Raw genomic sequence first — 19,531 nt, 5'->3', positions numbered from 1 at the left:
AATACACTCCTTAAATTAGCCTAATAATTCTCTGGCAACTTCATTAACGATTTTACCGTCAGCCTTACCTTTTACTTTAGGCATAACTTCGCCCATGATTTTGCCCATATCTTTTACCGTTTCAGCTCCGGTTTTTTCAATAGCTTCTTTTACTATTTCTTTAACCTCATCTTTTGTTAGCTGTTTTGGTAAATATCTCATTAGAACTTCAAGTTCTGCTTTTGCTTCAGCTATAAGATCTTCTCTTCCTGCTTTCTCAAATTCAGCAAGAGAATCTTTTCTTTGTTTTACTTGTTTAGCAACTACATCTACAATTTCTTCATCGCCAAGTTCAACTTTATTGTCTTTTTCAACTTGTAAGATTGCAGCTCTAACCATAGTAACAGTAGATTTTGTTATATTGTCTTTTTCTTTCATGGCTTTTTTTAAATCGCCAAGTAAAGTTTCTTTAAGTGACATATAAAACACTTCCTAATTATCTTTTATTTTTTTTCTTTCTTGCTGCTTCAGCTTTTTTCTTTCTTCTTACACTAGGTTTTTCATAGTGTTCTCTTTTTCTGATTTCAGACATAACACCAGCCATAGCAGTCTTTTTCTTAAATCTTTTTAAAGCGCTTTCTAGTGATTCGCCTTCTCTTAATCTTACTTCTGACATCTCTCAACCCTCCCCTCTACCGTGGGTTATCACGTTTATAGTCAACATAAATTATTATAAAAAAATATACAAGATATGTCAATAAAAAATATTCGTTTTTTTGATTATTAAAATTCTTTAATTTACAAATAATTATAAAAATTTTTAGCAATAATAAATATATTAAATTTAACTAAACTTTTCTTTATTTTCTACACTAAAAATTTTTTTTGTGATATAATGACCTTAACAAGAAAAGCATATAGGAGGGTAAATTATATGGCTAATAAATTAGACGGAACAAAAACACTTGAAAACTTAAAAACTGCATTTGCAGGAGAAAGCGAAGCAAGAAACAAATACACTTACTACGCAAGCAAAGCAAAAAAAGACGGTTACAATCAAATTGCTGCATTGTTTGAAGATACAGCAAACAATGAAAAAGAACACGCTAAACTTTGGTTTAAATTAATTCATGGAATCGGAACAACAGAAGAAAATCTTCTTGACGCAGCAGCAGGCGAAAATTATGAATGGACAGACATGTATGCTACATTCGCAAAAGAAGCAAGAGAAGAAGGCTTTGATGATATAGCTGAAACTTTTGAAGGTGTTGCAAAAATCGAAAAAGCTCATGAAGAAAGATACAGAGCTTTATGCGAAAACATCCAAAAAGGAAGAGTATTTAAAAGAGAAGAAGAAGTTGTTTGGGAATGCGGAAACTGCGGACACTTAGTAGTTGCAAAAGAAGCTCCTGCAGTTTGCCCTGTTTGTGACCACCCAAGAGCTCATTTCTTTATTAAAGCTAAAAACTACTAAAAATAAAAAAGAACATCTTATGATGTTCTTTTTTTATTTAACAGGTATATCTTTTAATACTTCTTTCATTCCATTCATTGCTTTTTCGATATTTTTTCTGCTTGTTGCAACGTTTATCCTAAAATAGCCAACTCCCTCATCTCCAAACTGTTTACCATGCTGCACTGCAAAACCGCCTTTTGTAACAAATAAATCCGATAATTTACTATAATCTATATCGTACTTATTCATATCAAGCCATCCAAGAAATGTCGCCTGAGGGATTTCAAAACCTACATTTTCTAAATTTTCATCAACGAATCTTTTTATGTATTTAAAATTTTCTTCCACATATTCAAGCATATAATTATACCAATCATCACTTTCTTTATATGCTGCTTTAACAAGCCCCGGAACAAAAACGTTAGGGTCTGCAGTATGTAATCTTTTTTGTGTATATAATTTCCACTTGTTTTTATATTCTTCATTTTTGATAATTATATTACTTACCTTCATACCCGGAATATTAAATGTCTTACTCGGTGCAGTTCCTGTTATAAATATATCGTCATTTTCAAATAAAGATGCAATAGGAATATGTTTTATTCCCTTTCTTACAATATCGCAGTGTATCTCATCACTAAAAACTATAACATTATATTTTTTACATATTTCACCTATTTTTAAAAGCTCATCTTTTGTCCAGACTTTCCCTATTGGATTATGAGGTGAACAGAACAGGAACATTTTTACGTTATTGTCTTTTATCTTTTTTTCAAAGTCTTCAAAATCAAGAGTATAATCTCCATTTTCATCTTTAACAAGAGGAGAATTAACAAGATTTCTGTTATTATCCTTTACTATATTCATAAAAGGAGTATAAACAGGTTGGTTTACAATAATATTGTCCCCTTCATTTGTAAGAGAATTTATTAATACACACATAGCAGGAACAATCCCGCCGGAATAATATATATCTTTCTTATCAATTATAAAATCGTGTTTATCCCTCATCCAATTGTAAACAGCACTTTTATATTCATCATCAGCATACACGAAAGTATATCCAAGAACAGGATTTAAAAGTCTTTCTTTTATGCTTTCGATTATCGCATCACTGCAAGGGAAATCCATATCAGCAACCCATAAAGGTATGGTATTTTCATCTGAAAGAGGGTATGCCCTTTTTAAACTATCATATTTTTCACAGTTAGTATTTCTTCTGTCAATTATTTTATCAAAATCGTATTTCATATTTTACCTCGTAAAAAACAAATTAAGTTGTATTTATTCATTTCTATATTTTTATATATAGTATCACTTTGGTAAAATATTTTCCATATAAAACCTTAAGCCTAATAAAAATTTTTAAATAGCTTAAAAGTTTTTGTGTCTACAAAAATTATCTTCTTTTCTTTTTTTATTGCATAATCAAGAGTATATCTCGTTCCTCCGCTGTCTCTTCCATCATAAACAGCAAATAAAAACTCACTGTTATCTACCATATATCTATTTCTTTCAAGCATACAAGTTCTTGTATATTTTTCATTTAGAATTATTGCATCTAAAGAGTTATTTAATATGTAATTATAGTTTTTAATATCTTCTTGTTTCCATAATTTAGTTTGATTTTTACAAGGAATAACGGGAATAATTTTAATATTTGTATTAAATCTGTCATTATAATCTAAAATAGCTCCGGCACATAACAAATCCGCACCAAGAGCCATTCCACAATAAAATGTATTTATTTCATATTTCACGTGTAGTAATCCTATTATATTTTTTATCTTTTCAAACAATATTGTCTTTTTCTCTTCATCAAAATTTTTCACATCCCTTATTCCCGTTATGGCACACTTTTTATCCATTATCTTATCCCCTTAATATTTTTTTACAAGATAAAAGATACATTTATTAAAGTGCGAAATTTGCCAAAATATGTATTATGTAAAACTAAACATCTCTATAACTATTCTCATACAAATATTAAATCCCATTTTAAAACAATATTCATTTTCTTTTTGATTATATCTAAGCATCTTTTCAAAGATCTCTTCAAAACTTTCACTGTATGTTTTATCAATGTTCTTATTTAGTTTTTCAAACAAATCAATAATTTCATTTAGCATTTTTTGATTATCATCACATTTATTATTTTCAAGATAAAAATATAGAATTTCATTTAAAATACTTTCGCTCATTTTATTAAATATATTCACTCTCTTTTAAATTTTCTTTTTTTAAAAAATTTAGATTCTCAAATAAAAGCTTTTTCTCTTCTTTACTGCAATTTTTTAAAAACTCATTAATATCCTTAATATTTTCGCTTATAAAATTATTACCAAGATCAATACTAAAAAGCTCATCTAAACTTAAATTTAATATACTATCAATATTAACTATTGCATGCAGTGAAACTTTCGCACTTCCATTTTCTATGTGGCTTAAATGACTTACAGACAAATCGATTTTTTCTGATAAACTTTCTTGTGTATACCCTAATTTTTTTTCTTTTTTTCTTTTATCTTTAATCCCAATTTTTTATAATTTATTTCCATACCAAAGCCACACTTTTTTGTTTCATTTTACAAAAATCATAAAATGATTAGAATGTCGTAAAAAACATTATAAAAACTAATAAAAATGCTATATAAAACAATATACTTATTAAAGAACTACTAAACACAACAAATTTTTATATCTATAAAAAACAACCTTTTTTATAAAATTATATATAAATTTTGTTTTTATATGACATTCACAAAATGTCAAAATAAAAAAAGACCTAAAAGTCTTTAATGATAAAATATAATTTTTTTTAAATAGAAAAAAAGACTCCAAAAGGAGTCTTTTTTTCTATTTTCTTTCAAGTTTTATTACGGCTTCTTGATCGTTTAATTTAACATTAGCACCGTCATTTTCTGCATAGATAATTTCATCGCAAAGAGTTTCTTTTGTAAGATAAGCTTTGAATTCTTCAATAGAATTTTTGATTACATCGCTACAATCAATTGTTATGTTAATTCTGTCTGATACTTCATAATCATTATTTTTTCTCATTTGTTGAACTTTTGAAATAACTTCTCTTACATACCCTTCTTTGATTAAATCTTCATCAAGATTTGTATCTAATATTACGAATAAATTATCTTGTTTTTGAACATTGAAGCCTTCTTTTGCTTCTGTTCTTATTTCAACCCATTCTTTCTTAAGCATTAATGGACCTTCAGGTGTATCAAGTGTTACTTCACCATTTTTATCAAGTTCGTCAATTACTGCTTTTGCATCACAGCTATTTAATGCAGCAACAGCTCTCTTAACATCTTTACCTAAAATCTTACCAGCAACTTTAAAGTCAAGTTTTAAAATAAAGTTCATGTATTCTTCAAGGTTTTCAGGGAATGTAACTTCTTTTACGTTAAGTTCTTCTTTAATTAAACCAACAAGTCCTGAGATAACTTCTTTATCAGCACCATAAACAAGAATGTCTTTTACAGGTTGTCTAACTTTGATATTTGCTTCTTCTCTGGCACTTCTTCCAAGAGAAACAAGAGTTCTGACTAAATCCATTTTAAATTCATTCTTTTCGTCGATTAAATCTTCATTTGCGACAGGATATCTTTCAATATGAACTGATTCTTTACCTGTTAATTTTCTGTAAATTTCTTCAGAAATAAATGGAGCAAATGGAGCAATAAGTTTGCTTAAGCCTGTTAATACTTCGTAAGTTGTATTGTATACGGCTTTTTTGTCATTATCAAGTTCGCTTGCCCAGAATCTTCTTCTACATCTTCTGATATACCAGTTAGATAAATCTTCATTTACAAAATCTTGTATTTTCTTAACTGCTTTTGTATGTTCATTAATTTCCATATCAGCAGTTACGGCTTTAACAAGGTTATTGTATTTAGATAATATCCATAAATCTATTTCATCTCTGTCTTTATATTCAACAAAGAATTCTCTTGGGTCTACATTATCTGTATTTGCATACATTACAAAGAATGTATAAACATTTTTTAATGTATTGAAGAATTTAGAAATTACTTCTTTTAATCCTTCTTCATCAAATTTAGTTGGAGTCCATGCAGGTGATACATATAGTAAATACCATCTAAGTGCATCGGCACCGTATCTGTCAAATAAATCAAATGGGTCAACTGTGTTTCCTTTTGATTTACTCATTTTTTGACCGTTAGCATCAAGAATTAAGTCATTTACAAGAACACTCTTATAAGGAGCTTTTTTCATTAGGAATGTTGATATTGCAAGAAGTGAATAGAACCATCCTCTTGTTTGGTCAATACCTTCACAAATGAAGTTTGCAGGGAATTGTTCTTCAAACTCTTCTTTATTTTCAAATGGATAATGTTGTTGAGCAAAAGGCATTGAACCTGAGTCAAACCAACAGTCAATAACGTCTGTTACTCTAGTCATTGTCTTACCGCATTTATCACATTTAATATGAACATCATCAACATATGGTCTATGAAGTTCGATACTTTCATCTATATCTTCAATTGCTTCTTCAACAAGTTGTTTTCTTGAACCTACACTGTGAATATTTCCACATTCACATCTCCAAATATTAAGAGGAGTACCCCAGTATCTGCTTCTTGAAATTGCCCAGTCTTTTACATTTTCAATCCAGTTACCAAATCTCTTTTCACCAACAAATTCAGGATACCATTTTACAGTATTATTTGCTGCAACAAGGTCATCTCTAAGTTTTGTCATTTCAATATACCAACTTGGTTTTCCATAGTATAACAATGGAGTTTTACATCTCCAGCAATGTGGATAGTTATGTTCAATTTTTTGTTTCTTAAATAACATATCATGCTCTTTTAGATATTTAATAATATCTAAATCTGCATCTATAACAAAAGTACCCTTCCATGGAGTTTCAAGGAATTTACCGTCTTCACCAACAGGATTTAATACAGGTAAATTGTATTTTCTTGATACATTGTAGTCGTCTTCCCCAAAAGCAGGAGCGATATGAACGATTCCTGTACCATCTTCAGTAGAAACGAAATCACCAAGGATTACATAATGCGCTTTCTTGCCGTTTGGAACTTTTACGAAATCAAGAAGTTGTTCATATTCGATATATTCAAGGTCTTTACCTTTCATTTCTTCGATTACTTCATACTCGTCACCAAGAACAGTATTAGCAAGTGATTTTGCAAGAATGAAAGTTACTCCTTTAGATTCTACTTTTACATAATCAATATCAGCACCAACACAAAGGGCAACGTTTGAAGGAAGTGTCCAAGGAGTAGTTGTCCAAACTAAGAAATATTCATCTTTATCTTTTATTTTAAATGCAACATAAACAGAATTTGTTTTAATGTTTTTATATCCTTGAGCTACTTCGTGAGAAGCAAGACCAGTACCACATCTTGGACAGTAAGGAACGATTTTATGACCTTCATAAATTAGTCCTGCATCAAAGAATTCTTTTAAAATCCACCAAACTGTTTCAATGTAATTATTGTCAAGTGTAATATATGGGTTATCAAGGTCTACAAAATATCCCATTCTCTTTGTCATTTCTCTCCAAAGAGCTTCATAAGTAAATACACTTTCTTTACATTTTTTATTAAATTCTGCAATACCGTATTTTTCGATATCACCTTTTCCGTTCATATTTAAAGTTTTTTCAACTTCAATTTCAACAGGAAGTCCGTGTGTATCCCATCCTGCTTTTCTTTTAACTCTGTAACCTTGCATGTTTCTGAATTTGCACACGCTGTCTTTTAATGTTCTTGCAATAACATGGTGAATTCCAGGTCTACCGTTAGCTGTAGGAGGACCTTCAAAGAATACAAAGTTTTCACATCCTTCTCTGGTTTCAAGAGACCTTTTAAGAATATCAATATCTTCCCAATAATTTGATATTTCTTTTTCCATGTCTTTAACACTGTTTTTATTCAAATCTTCAAAAACCATATCTTACTCCATTCCTAAATTTATATTAAAAAGCTTGTAATATTGCTATTTTTCGCTTTCCCTTAAAATATAATTTTAATATATTGTAATTATTACTGTCAAGAAAAATAGTAAATCTATTTCAAAATAATATCAGCAATTTCCAAAGGATTTTTTGCAATATGTATAGGTTCACTGTCTTGAATTTCTTCTAGATTTCCATAACCATATAATACACCGATTGTATCTATGCCATTTTCTCGTCCGCCAACAATATCAGGTTTTTTATCCCCTATCATTACGGCTTCGTTTTTATGGGTGACATTCATATTTTCTATACACATTCCAACAAAATCACTTTTACTTCCTCTTGTTTGATATAGATTATTTGCAATAAAATGATCAAAATAATCAAAAATATCAACGTGTTTTGCTTCAATGAATGCAGATTCTTCGGGCTGACTTGTGGCAACTGACATCTTTATGTCCTTTGATTTTAATTTTTCCAAAGTTTCTCTCATTCCATCAAAAAGTTTACATTCATAAACTCCTTTGTCAAACATGTATTCGTTACTTACATCTATGGCTTTTTTTGCTTTTTCTTCGCTTAGCCCGTATTTTGTTACAAGAGTTCTTGCAAACGGAGGTCCTATTAAAGATTTTACTGTTGCATCATCTTCAATGATTCCCGCATATCTTAGCCCCTCTTGAAACATTTTTACCGTCCCTTCAGCAGTATCAATAAGAGTTCCATCTAAATCAAAAACAATATACTTATACATATCCATTCTCCAAAATTTAATTACCTTTCAATTATATAATAAAAACGCCTTAAAATAAAGGGGTAAGAGTATCAGAAGATTAATAAAAAAAGACCTTTTTAGAAAGGTCTTTTATATTTTTCTTTTTCTGTTTTATATAAATTATTTCCTTTTGAATCTATTGCCACAATAACAGGAAAATCCTCTACATATAATTTTCTAACGGCTTCGGATAATAACTCCGGATAAGCTATAAGCTCAGCTTCTTTTATACATTTTTTTATTAATGCTCCACATCCTCCAACTGCCGCAAGATATAAAGCATTATTATCTTTAAGGCTTTTTTCTACTTCATCGTTTCGCTCGCCTTTTCCTATAATAAGCTTTAATCCTCTTTCAAGTAAAAACGGAGTGTATTTATCCATTCTTGCAGATGTTGTAGGTCCGCATGAACCTATTACTTCCCCCGGTTTTTCGGGACATGGACCTGCATAATATATACACTCTCCTTTTATATTAAAAGGAAGCTTATCGCCATTTTCCATTGTTTCCACCATTTTTTTATGAGCAGCATCTCTTGCAGTATAAATATATCCCGTTAAATATAATTTATCCCCTGCATTTATATCCATGATTTCATCATCACTAAGTGGTAATTTTACTTTCTTTTCCATATTAAATCTCCGTTTCCTTATGTCTTGATACATGGCAACCTATATTAACACTTACAGGTAGTCCTGCAATATGAGTAGGATAAGTTAGAATATTTACTCCAAGAGCTGTAGTGCTTCCGCCAAGTCCTCCGGGACCTATTCCAAGTTTATTGATTTTATCAATAAGCTCTTCTTCCATATTTCTATAAAACTCATCTTCATTTTTATGATTAATATCAAGAAGTAAAGCTTCTTTTGCCATTAATGCAGCCTTTTCCATTGTCCCTCCTATTCCAACTCCAACAATCATAGGAGGACAAGGTTTACTTCCGGCCTTTTCAACTGTTTGTAATATAAAATCAACAACGCCTTCATATCCATCTGCTGGTTTTAACATCTTTGTATCACCGCAGTTTTCACTGCCAAAACCTTTTGGCATAACTTTTATTTTAACCTTGTCACCTTTTACTACGTTATAATATATTATCCCAGGTGTATTATCTTTGGTATTTTCTCTTCTTAAAGGACAACCTACAACACTTTTTCTAAAATACCCTTCATCGTAAGCTTCTCTTATAGCATCGTTTATTTCATCATAAATGTAATTACCAGTAAAGAAAACTTCATGACCTACCTCCAAAAACACAAGACACATACCCGTATCTTGACATATAGGGCAGTTTTCTTTCGCTGCAATATGTATATTATCGTTTATAACACTTAAAAGTCCTCTTCCAATCTCTGACTTTTCTTCTTTCTCACTTTCTATCAAAGCATTTTTAATATCATCCCCAAGAAAAACATTTGCTTCAAGGATAAGTTTTTTTACTTCTTCTTTTATAATTTTAGTATCTATTTGTCTCATAATAACCTCTAAAAAATTTATATATTAGAGTATAGCACAGGTATATTTTATTTTCTACTTTTCATCACAAAGTTATTTCAAATATTATTATGTTAAAACATAAAAATATAGTATAATAATATAATTGAAAAGGTTTAATTGAAAACGTAGAATAAATGAAAGCGAGAAAAGATATGGCTGATAATATTATTATTCAAAACGTCAGTAAAATTTACGGCAGCAAAGAAAACGAAGTAAAAGCTTTGGATAATGTTAGCTTTGAAATCGAAAAAGGCAAATTTACGATTATAGTAGGACAAAGCGGTGCAGGAAAAACAACACTTCTTAATCTCCTTGGAGGAATGGATACAATCACAAAAGGAAGTATAATCGTAGACGGCAAAGACTTAAGCAAATTAAGCGAAAAAGAACTTACCTCATACAGAAGATACGATGTAGGCTTTGTTTTTCAGTTTTATAACCTTGTTCAAAACCTTACTGCAAAAGAAAATATAGAACTTGCAACTGAAATATCAAAATCTAGCATATCTGCAATGGATGCTCTAAGAGATGTAGGGCTAGAAAAAAGAGCTGACAATTTCCCGTCTCAATTATCCGGCGGAGAACAACAAAGAGTATCAATAGCAAGAGCTCTTGCAAAAAATCCTAAACTATTATTATGTGATGAACCAACGGGAGCACTTGACTATAAAACAGGAAAATCAATATTAAAACTACTTCAAGACATTTGCTTTATGAACAATATTCCCGTAATAGTGGTAACCCACAACCTTGCATTAACGGAAATGGCAAATAAAATCATAAAGGTAAAAAACGGACAAATTGAAGATATTATAATTAACGAAAATGTTAAAAACGTCGAAGACATAGAATGGTAGAATTTTAAATAACAACATATGAAGGTGCCTTAAATGAAGACATTAATAAAAGACTTATTAAGAGAAATCAGACTTACAAAAAACAGATTTATATCCATTTTATTAATCACTCTTCTTGGAGTGTGCTTTTTTGTCGGGCTAAGAGTAATAGGACCTCAAATGGAGTATACGGCAAATAAATATTTTGAAGACACCAACTTGTACGATATAAGTTTTATGTCCACATATGGTTTTAGTAATAAAGACATAGAAGCGATAAAAAACGATAAAGACACAAAAGATATTTTTGCCACATATTCAACAGATCTTCTTTTAGGTCATAACGACAAAAGTATTGTAGCTAAGGCTTATGGTATACCAAACAAAGAAGATATTGTAATGATGGATTATGAACTTATAAGCGGAAGTTACCCAAAAGAATCAAATGAATGTGTAATATCAGATAATTATTTAAAAGCAAACAATTTAAAACTCGGAGACACTTTAAAAGTAGAAGATTATGACAGCGTAAAAATAAAAGAAAAAGAACTAAAAATAGTAGGAACAGCAAGCTGGTCATATTACATTACTGATGATGATTACGGCTCTTCAAAACTTGGAGACGGAACAATAAACACATTCTTAATATTAAGTATGGATGCTTTTGGCAGCGATTACTACACTGACTTATACGTAAGTTTAAAATCAACAGAAAATGTAAACTGCTTTAGTGAAGAATATGAACAAATAATCACTGATTACAAAGATAGAATAGAAGAAACAACATCATTAAGAGAAACTCAAAGGTTACAAGAAGAAAAAGACAAAGCATATAAAGAAATAGAAGATTCACAAAAAGAGCTGGACGAAAAGAAAAAAGATGCTTACAATGAACTATCCAGTGCCGAAAAGAAACTTAAAGACAGCACTTCTAAACTTTCTGATTCAAAAAATGAACTTGAAAATCAAAAGTCCATCTTAAAAAATGAAATTGCAAATGCAAAAGCTGAACTAAAGAAAAGCGAAAAAGAACTTGAAACTAAAGAAAAACAAATAAATTCCGCAAAAGCAGAATTAAAAACAGCAAAGGAGGAATTAGAAAAACAAGAAGAAGAATTTTATAACTATGTAGATTCATTAACAGAAGAGGAAAAAGAAGCATTAAAAGATATTCTTTCTGAACAAGAACAAGAATTAAAAAATGCAAAAACGGAATTAGAGACAAAAGAAAAAGAACTAAGCATCGCACAAACGCAAATCACAAACGCAAAAAAAGAAATTAAAAGCGGATACAGCGAAATAGAAAAACAAGAAAATACAGCAAACAAAGAATTTGCAAACGCATCTTACCAAATAACATCAGCACAAAAAGAAATTGACAGCGGATACAGCGAATACAACAAAAACAAAGAAAAAGCAGATGAAGAATTTGCAAATGCACAAAAGAAAATAGATGATGCAAAAGCAGAAGTTGAAGATATGGAAGAAGTTAAGTGGTATACACTTGACAGAAACACAAACGAAAGTTATTTTAGCTACGCAGAAAATTCAAAAAAAATAACATCAGTCGCAAAAGTATTTCCTTTAATATTCTTCCTCGTTGCAGCACTTGTATGCTTAACAACCATGACAAGAATGGTTGAAGAAAAAAGAACAGAACTTGGAATATTAAAAGCTTTGGGATTTGGCAAATTTGCCGTAAGCATGAAATTTATTGTTTATGCATTCCTTGCAAGTTTTATCGGCAGCATCATAGGACTTATCATAGGATTTACATTTGTTCCAAACATGATTTATGAAGCATATAGAATTTTATATAAAACACCTGAACTTATCCCTGTAATTTATCCTAACTACATCGTTATTTCTCTTGTAGTAGGTGTGATGTGTACGGTTCTCAGTGCTTATGTAGCTTGCAACTCAGACTTAAGAGAAGTTGCAGCAAGTCTTCTTAGACCAAAAGTAATGAAAAGCGGAAGAAAAGCATTACTTGAAAGAATTCCTTTTATTTGGAACCGATTAAGCTTTAAATGGAAAATAACAATAAGAAATCTTATGAGATATAAGAAAAGACTTATAATGAGCGTTGTAGGGATCGGTGCATGCTGCGGACTTTTAATCGCAGGATTTGGGCTTAGATATTCAGTATCATCAATGATAGATTTACAATATACTCATGTAAGAAATTACAACATGGAAACATCTTTGGACAGCGATGTATCTACAAAAGAAATAAAAGAAATTGAACAGGAATTTAATAATAACAGCGAAATAAAAGAAAGCAAACTGTTCTATCAAGACACCTATGAAGTGGAAGGAGATAAAAAAAGTTATAATTTCTCTTTAATGGTTCCGATAGATACTGATGCAATGAATAACTATATTTACTTAACCGACTACGAAACGGAACAAACCTTAACTCTTCCTGATAATGGCATTATAATAACCAGCAGATTAAGTGAAATAGCAGGAATAAAAAAAGGCGATAAAATTAAAATAAAAGATATGGACGGAAAAGAATATCAAGTTTCTGTAGCAGGAGTAGTAAATAATTATATTTACCACTATGCATTCATCAGTAAAGATTATTATGAACAATTAACAAATGAAGATGTAAATGCAAATCTTATTTTATCAAGACTTACAAATAATGATGAAGAAACTTATGATAATCTAAATAAAGAAATTCTAAAAAATAAAAATATATTAAGCGTTGAATTTAATCAAAGAACGGCAGAAGGATTTTCTCAACAACTCGACAGTTTGGATTTTGTCATTGTTGTAATAATTATCGCAGCAGGGATGTTAGCATTTATAGTAATGTTTAACCTTGATAATATTAATGTAAGTGAGAGATTTAGAGAAATTGCAACCATAAAAGTTTTAGGATTTTATAATAATGAAGTAAACTTATATATTGTAAGAGAAAATATTATACTTAATATAATCGGTATAATAGTAGGATGCTTAATAGGAAAATTCTTCCATCAATACCTTATGAACACAGTTGCTGTTGACTTCGTACAATTTTATAATGATATTTTAATATCAAGTTATATATATGGCGTAGTTCTTACGATTGTATTTGCGGTAATAGTAAATATTTTCTTAAACAGAACACTGAAAAAAATTAACATGGTAGAATCACTAAAAAGCGTAGAATAAAAAAGAGAAGTTTAAAACTTCTCTTTTTTTATTAACAAATTAATTTATAAAATGACTAATAATAAAAAACATTAATAGATTCAATACTTTATTTAAAAATTTATTCAGTCAGTCATTTTCATAAAAAGTAAAGGATAAGGATTGCCCTGTTCATCTAGCTCCATTCTTTTATAAACTTTAAAGCCCATATACTCATAAAACTTTTTTGCAAGGGGATTTTGTTCATTTACTGTAAGTTCATTTATATTATAATTTTTTATTCCATATTGTAACAACATCTTTCCTATTCCCTGCCATCTATATTTATCTGAAATAAATAACATTTCAAGCATCTTATCTTTAGTCCCCATAAATCCAGTTATGTTTTTATCTACATTTTTAGCTATCACTAAAACAGGTACTTCTTTTATAGCAAGTGGAACATACTTCTTAATATTATTTATTTCTTCTTTAGATAAAAATAAATGAGTAGCTTTAACCGAACTTTCCCATACTTCTAATAAATTCTGTATTAAAATAGAATCTCTGTCTTTTATTTCAATTATTTCTAATTCCACTTTATTTTCACCTTGCAAATTTTAATTAAATTCATCTAAAATATATAACTTAAAAATATTATTTTCTATTTGGTTTTCTCTTTATAGTAAGTAACTTAATATAATCATCAAATTGCTCGGTATTTGTTGGATCAAACATTATCCATTTACCATCACGATATGTTTTCGCTTCATCATAAACTTTTTGAACTTCTTTAGAATAACTGTTTCGCCCTTCTTCAAACTTTGCTCTTTCTTCTTTTCCAAGTATAACCATAAATCCTATACAATTTTCTTTAGCATATAATGCACAAAGTGTTTTACCACCTCTTAGATATTTATATTCATAAGTCCATTTCTTACCGCCGGTATTCCATAACCTATCCATTTCATATCTTTCATCAATTAAATTACACAACTTTTCCCAAACATCATATAAAGATTGTCCTACCAAAACAGTCATATCCTCTTTACTTGGGATTCTATCAAGCATAACTTTATTTCCTCCAAAATTTATATTTATAATATAACAAAAAAAGACTTCATAAGAAGTCTTTTTATTTAAAGTTATCTTTTACCTTATCCCAGAAACTTTTATTTTGTTCATTGTTTTTATCACTTGAAAGTTCCCCGAATTCTCTTAACTTAGACTTTTGTTTTTCTGTTAAGTTCTTAGGAACTTCAACTTTTATTTCAACATATTGGTTACCTTTGCCAAAACCGTTGGCATTTTGAATACCTTTATTTTTAAGTTTAAATACTTGACCTGATTGTGTTCCTTCAGGAATTTTAAGTTTAACCTGTCCATCAACCGTAGGCACCATTATATGATCCCCTAAAGCTGCTTGAACAAAAGTTATCGGTATTTTGCAATAAATATCGCTACCGTCTCTTGTAAATATTTGATGAGGTTTTACAGTTATGTAAATATATACATCTCCGTTAGGACCTCCGTTTTTACCAGCTTCACCTTCTCCTCTTAAAGGAAGAACGCTTCCGGTATCAACACCTACAGGAATTCTAATTGAAATAACTCTTTCTTTTCTTACAGTACCACTACCGGAACATGTAGGACAAGGTTTAATAATTTTCTTACCTGTACCATTACATTCACTACAAGTTTTTACTGTTTGAACAGTTCCAAACAAGCTTTGTTGAGTTACTCTTACTTGACCTGTACCATGACAAGTTTCACATGTTTTAATGTCAGCATCATTTACAGCCCCCCTGCCTGCACAGGTTTCACAAGTTTCTGTTCTTTTTAATTTAATTTCTTTTTTACATCCAAAAATTGCGTCATTAAAAGATATTGAAAGATTAACTCTTAAATCTCTACCTTTTTGACGAGCATTTTGTCTATTTGCACCTGAAGAAAATCCGCCGCCAAACATTGAACCGAAGATATCACCAAACATATCTTCAAATCCACCAAATCCGGCACCGCCAAAACCGGCTCCACCACCCATGTTTGGATCAAAAGCAGCATGACCAAATTGATCGTATTTGGCTTTTTTATCAGCATCAGATAAAACTTCATAAGCTTCGTTTATTTCTTTAAACTTTTCTTCTGCTTCTTTATCACCAGGATTTCTGTCAGGATGATATTTCATAGCAAGTTTTCTATATGCTTTCTTTATATCAGCTTCGCTGGCACTTTTATCTACGCCCAAAACCTCGTAATAATCCCTTTTTGCCATTATTATCTACTCCCTTTTAAATTTGAAAAGCACCCTGCAAAGTATTTACTTAGCAGGGTGAAGTTGTTTTATTTATTTATCGTCATCATCTACTACTTCATAATCTGCATCAACAACATTATCATCTTGTTCTCCAGCACCGCTTGTACCTTGAGCATTTGCACCTGCGTTTTGTTGGTTAGCTTGATCAGCATATAATTTTTCTGCTATTGGATATAAAGCTTCACTTAATTTTTCTGTTGCTTTTTTAATTGCTTCTGTATCAGAACCTTCTAATTTTTCTTTTAAGGCTTTAATTGCATCTTCAACAGGAGCTTTTTCTGTATCTGTTACTTTATCGCCAAGATCTTTTAATGTCTTTTCAGCATTGTAAACTGCTGCATCGGCATTATTTTTTGTATTAATTTCTTCTTCTTTTGCTTTATCTTCGTTAGCATATTGTTCAGCTTCTTTTACAGCTTTATCAATTTCTTCTTTAGACATGTTAGAAGAAGATTGGATTACAACGTTTTGTTCTTTTCCTGTACCTAAATCTTTTGCTGTAACATTAACGATACCATTAGCATCAATATCAAATGTTACTTCGATTTGTGGCACTCCTCTTGGAGCTGCAGGAATTCCTGTAAGTTGGAATCTACCTAATGTTTTATTATCGGCAGCCATTCCTCTTTCACCTTGAAGAACATGAATATCTACTGCTGTTTGACCATCTGCAGCTGTTGAGAATACTTGGCTTTTCTTTGTTGGAATAGTTGTGTTTCTGTCGATTAATTTAGTGAATACTCCACCAAGAGTTTCAATACCAAGTGATAATGGAGTTACATCAAGAAGTAATACGTCTTGAACATCCCCTGCAAGTACACCACCTTGAATAGCAGCACCGATTGCTACACATTCATCAGGGTTGATACCTTTATCAGCTTCTTTTCCTGTGATTCTTTTAACAGCTTCTTGAACTGCTGGAATTCTTGTTGAACCACCAACAAGTACTACTTTATGAATATCGCTTGCTGATAAACCAGAGTCAGCGATTGCTTTTCTTACTGGTTCCATTGTTGCTTCAACAAGGTCTGCTGTAAGTTCATCAAACTTAGCTCTTGTTAAAGTTACGTCTAAATGTTTAGGACCAGCTGCGTCCATTGTAATGAATGGAATATTGATTTGGGCTGTTGTTTTACTTGAAAGTTCAATCTTAGCTTTTTCAGCACTTTCTTTAAGTCTTTGCATTGCCATTTTATCGCCGCTTAAATCAATACCGTTAGCTTTTTTGAATTCAGAAATTAGATATTCAATGATTTTATTATCAAAGTCATCCCCACCTAAGTGGTTATTACCGTTTGTTGCTTTAACTTCAAATACGCCATCAGCAAGTTCCAAGATAGATACATCGAATGTACCACCACCAAGGTCGAAAATCATAACTGTTTGATTTTCTTCTTTATCAAGACCATAAGCAAGAGCTGCTGCTGTTGGTTCGTTGATAATTCTTAAAACTTCAAGACCTGCGATTTTACCAGCGTCTTTTGTTGCTTGTCTTTGAGCATCTGTAAAGTAAGCAGGAACTGTAATAACTGCTTTAGAAACAGTTTGTCCTAAATAACTTTCAGCATCTTTTTTCAATTTTTGTAATACAAAAGCTGAAATTTCTTGTGGTGTATATTTTTTACCATCAATATCAACTTTATAATCGCTTCCCATATGTCTTTTAATTGAAGCAACTGTTTTTTCTGGGTTTGTAACTGCTTGGTTTTTAGCTACTTGACCAATTAATCTTTCTCCGTCATTTGTAAATGCTACTACTGATGGAGTAGTTCTTGCGCCTTCTGCATTAGCTATAACAACAGCTTCCCCACCTTCTAATACTGCTACACATGAATTTGTTGTACCTAAATCGATACCTATAATTTTTTCTTTACTCATTTTAAATCTCTCCTTTTTATAAAATCTATTTTAACTTATTAACTTTGACCATAGCTGGTCTTAAGACTTTTTCTTTATAAACATATCCATCTTGAAAAACTTCAAGAACAATATTATCTTCTTTATCTTCAACCTTGTCAACTGCTACCGCATTGTGTTTGTTTGGATCAAATGCGGTATCAATAGCTTCGATTGTTTCAATTCCTTCACTTTTTAACAGTTCACTTAATTGAGAGAATATCATGTTAACACCTGCATAAAAACCGCTTTCTTTATCCTCCTCACTTTCAAGAGCTCTTTTGAAGTTGTCAATTATAGGAAATAAGCCTTCTGCAAATTTAGATGTTGAATAAATAATCATTGCTTCTCTATCTTTTGCTGCTCTTTTCTTATAATTATCAAAATCGGCTAAAATTCTAAGATAGCTTTCATTTAATTTATTATATTTTTCTTCAAAGCTCTCTTCTTTCTTTTCTTCTTTTTCTTCTATTGTTTCATTTACATTTTCTTCTTTTATCTGTTCTTTGTTTTCTTCTTTCTTCACTTCTTTTTCTTCATCTTTCATATTTTTTTGTTTTTCTTTTTCTTCTTTTTCTTTTCTAAGCTCATTTATATCTTTAATATTACCATTATCCATTTAGCTACCTCACTTTTCAAATATTTTTGAAATATGCTTTGTCAGTTCATCACTTAAAACATCAAGTGTTGAAATAGCATAATCGTAATTCATCCTTGTAGGACCAATAACACCAATTGTTCCTATTGTTTTGCCGTTTAATTTATAATCTGCAGTTATAATTGAACAATCACTAAAGTCCTCAACTTTGTTTTCATTACCTATAACTATATGAATATCTTTATCATCATCAACAGCAGATAATATTGCATTTTCCAATTTATCTTTACTGTTTACCGAATCAATAAAGTGTTTAGCTTTTTCCAAATCCTCAAATTCCGGATAGTTTAATATTTTGCTTACTCCTTTAGAATAAATCTTTGAAGAATGCGCCTTTTCAACTAAACTTCTAAATACAGGCATTATTTCCGATAAAATTCTGTTTTCATCTTCACTTAAACTGTCAATTGCTTTACCTAGAAGTTCAATTACTTCATTTGCAGGTCTGTTTCTTATTATTGAAATAAGGAAATTATTTATTTTTTCTAGCTGCTCTAAAGTAACGCTGTCTTTTAACCTTATCTCTGCATTTTTGATAAGACCTTCTTTTGTTACAACGATAATCATGACTCTTTTTTCTTCAATGTAAACAAGTTTTACGTCTTTTACATTTAAAGATGAAAGTCTTGGAGCCATAACAAGAGAAGTATAATTCGTCATTTTAGTAAGAATATTAAGTGTTTGTTCTATTGTTTTATTAAGTTCAAACATATAATTTTCATACTCAGCTTTAACAACATCTCTTATTTTTTCATCTAAAGCATTTTTCTTCATAAAGTTATCGACATATAATCTATATGCCGTAGTAGAAGGAATTCTCCCCGCAGAAGTATGAGGTTTTATTAATAAGCCCATATCTTCCAAATCGGACATTTCATTTCTGATAGTTGCAGAAGATACACCAAGCTTATATTTTTTTTCAAGAGTTCTTGAACCAACAGGTTCTGCTGTTTTAATATAATCATGTATTATTGCATTTAAAATAATAAACTTTCTATCTTCCCAGTTCATTTTCCTTTCTCCTTCTTATTA

19 protein-coding genes are annotated in these 19,531 nt (G+C 30.4%); 3 read left to right on the top strand and 16 right to left on the bottom strand.

What is annotated here, in order from left to right:
* Positions 1–15: 15 nt before the first annotated feature.
* Entirely contained in the window at positions 16–459 is a 444-nt protein-coding gene (locus tag ACTQYZ_RS03045; protein WP_138268118.1) for a GatB/YqeY domain-containing protein, read from the bottom strand.
* Between the two features lie 16 nt (positions 460–475).
* On the bottom strand, positions 476–655 hold the full coding sequence (rpsU, locus tag ACTQYZ_RS03040) for a 30S ribosomal protein S21 (RefSeq protein ID WP_138268117.1): 180 nt from the start codon (positions 653–655) through the stop codon (positions 476–478).
* Between the two features lie 258 nt (positions 656–913).
* Here rpsU and rbr point away from each other — a divergent pair, with 258 nt between their 5' ends.
* Positions 914–1,453 carry a rubrerythrin gene (rbr, locus tag ACTQYZ_RS03035; RefSeq protein WP_441020641.1) on the top strand — a complete coding sequence of 180 codons (540 nt, stop codon included), beginning with the start codon at positions 914–916 and terminating at the stop codon, positions 1,451–1,453.
* 33 nt (positions 1,454–1,486) lie between these two features.
* On the opposite strand, the gene ACTQYZ_RS03030 is transcribed toward rbr, so the two are convergent.
* The 8 genes from ACTQYZ_RS03030 to ACTQYZ_RS02995 form a co-directional block, all read right to left on the bottom strand.
* Complete coding sequence (locus ACTQYZ_RS03030; protein WP_441415992.1) at positions 1,487–2,686, bottom strand: MalY/PatB family protein; 1,200 nt, start codon at positions 2,684–2,686, stop codon at positions 1,487–1,489.
* Between the two features lie 101 nt (positions 2,687–2,787).
* Complete coding sequence (locus ACTQYZ_RS03025; RefSeq protein ID WP_441415991.1) at positions 2,788–3,303, bottom strand: SLOG family protein; 516 nt, start codon at positions 3,301–3,303, stop codon at positions 2,788–2,790.
* Between the two features lie 75 nt (positions 3,304–3,378).
* Positions 3,379–3,636, bottom strand: a complete 258-nt coding sequence (locus tag ACTQYZ_RS03020) for a DUF6809 family protein (protein WP_253229863.1) — start codon at positions 3,634–3,636, stop codon at positions 3,379–3,381.
* A gap of 4 nt (positions 3,637–3,640) precedes the next feature.
* Positions 3,641–3,967 carry a helix-turn-helix domain-containing protein gene (locus ACTQYZ_RS03015; protein ID WP_441416031.1) on the bottom strand — a complete coding sequence of 109 codons (327 nt, stop codon included), beginning with the start codon at positions 3,965–3,967 and terminating at the stop codon, positions 3,641–3,643.
* A gap of 324 nt (positions 3,968–4,291) precedes the next feature.
* A complete protein-coding gene (ileS, locus tag ACTQYZ_RS03010) occupies positions 4,292–7,390 on the bottom strand; it encodes an isoleucine--tRNA ligase (protein WP_441415990.1) in 3,099 nt (1,032 codons plus the stop codon).
* 116 nt (positions 7,391–7,506) lie between these two features.
* A complete protein-coding gene (locus ACTQYZ_RS03005) occupies positions 7,507–8,151 on the bottom strand; it encodes an HAD hydrolase-like protein (RefSeq protein WP_441020647.1) in 645 nt (214 codons plus the stop codon).
* 98 nt (positions 8,152–8,249) lie between these two features.
* Positions 8,250–8,804 carry a Fe-S-containing hydro-lyase gene (locus ACTQYZ_RS03000; protein WP_138268109.1) on the bottom strand — a complete coding sequence of 185 codons (555 nt, stop codon included), beginning with the start codon at positions 8,802–8,804 and terminating at the stop codon, positions 8,250–8,252.
* A 1-nt stretch (position 8,805) separates the two neighbouring features.
* On the bottom strand, positions 8,806–9,648 hold the full coding sequence (locus ACTQYZ_RS02995) for a fumarate hydratase (RefSeq protein WP_441020648.1): 843 nt from the start codon (positions 9,646–9,648) through the stop codon (positions 8,806–8,808).
* A gap of 173 nt (positions 9,649–9,821) precedes the next feature.
* On the opposite strand from ACTQYZ_RS02995, the gene ACTQYZ_RS02990 reads away from it, so the two are divergent.
* The gene (locus tag ACTQYZ_RS02990) at positions 9,822–10,526 is read left to right on the top strand and encodes an ABC transporter ATP-binding protein (protein WP_329383263.1); all 705 of its coding nucleotides are present in this window, start codon (positions 9,822–9,824) and stop codon (positions 10,524–10,526) included.
* A 33-nt stretch (positions 10,527–10,559) separates the two neighbouring features.
* Complete coding sequence (locus tag ACTQYZ_RS02985; protein ID WP_441415989.1) at positions 10,560–13,670, top strand: FtsX-like permease family protein; 3,111 nt, start codon at positions 10,560–10,562, stop codon at positions 13,668–13,670.
* A gap of 104 nt (positions 13,671–13,774) precedes the next feature.
* Here ACTQYZ_RS02985 and ACTQYZ_RS02980 read toward each other — a convergent pair whose 3' ends face one another.
* The 6 genes from ACTQYZ_RS02980 to hrcA all read right to left on the bottom strand — a co-directional run bounded on the left by ACTQYZ_RS02980 (position 13,775) and on the right by hrcA (position 19,510).
* Positions 13,775–14,227 carry a GNAT family N-acetyltransferase gene (locus ACTQYZ_RS02980; protein ID WP_441020650.1) on the bottom strand — a complete coding sequence of 151 codons (453 nt, stop codon included), beginning with the start codon at positions 14,225–14,227 and terminating at the stop codon, positions 13,775–13,777.
* 58 nt (positions 14,228–14,285) lie between these two features.
* Positions 14,286–14,699, bottom strand: coding sequence for a DUF3788 domain-containing protein (locus ACTQYZ_RS02975; protein WP_441020651.1), 414 nt, complete (start codon positions 14,697–14,699; stop codon positions 14,286–14,288).
* A 64-nt stretch (positions 14,700–14,763) separates the two neighbouring features.
* On the bottom strand, positions 14,764–15,903 hold the full coding sequence (gene dnaJ / locus ACTQYZ_RS02970) for a molecular chaperone DnaJ (protein WP_441020652.1): 1,140 nt from the start codon (positions 15,901–15,903) through the stop codon (positions 14,764–14,766).
* A 72-nt stretch (positions 15,904–15,975) separates the two neighbouring features.
* The gene (gene dnaK, locus ACTQYZ_RS02965; protein ID WP_441020653.1) at positions 15,976–17,823 is read right to left on the bottom strand and encodes a molecular chaperone DnaK; all 1,848 of its coding nucleotides are present in this window, start codon (positions 17,821–17,823) and stop codon (positions 15,976–15,978) included.
* A 25-nt stretch (positions 17,824–17,848) separates the two neighbouring features.
* Positions 17,849–18,460, bottom strand: coding sequence for a nucleotide exchange factor GrpE (grpE, locus tag ACTQYZ_RS02960; RefSeq protein ID WP_441020654.1), 612 nt, complete (start codon positions 18,458–18,460; stop codon positions 17,849–17,851).
* Between the two features lie 9 nt (positions 18,461–18,469).
* Complete coding sequence (gene hrcA / locus ACTQYZ_RS02955) at positions 18,470–19,510, bottom strand: heat-inducible transcriptional repressor HrcA (protein ID WP_441020656.1); 1,041 nt, start codon at positions 19,508–19,510, stop codon at positions 18,470–18,472.
* Between the last annotated feature and the right edge of the window lie 21 nt (positions 19,511–19,531).

The sequence above is a fragment of the Anaerofustis sp. LCP19S3_F7 genome (assembly GCF_052119445.1).
Lineage (GTDB): Bacteria > Bacillota > Clostridia > Eubacteriales > Anaerofustaceae > Anaerofustis > Anaerofustis butyriciformans.
The sequence above is the reverse complement of the archived record's forward strand: the minus strand, read 5'-3'. Positions and strand labels throughout refer to the sequence as shown.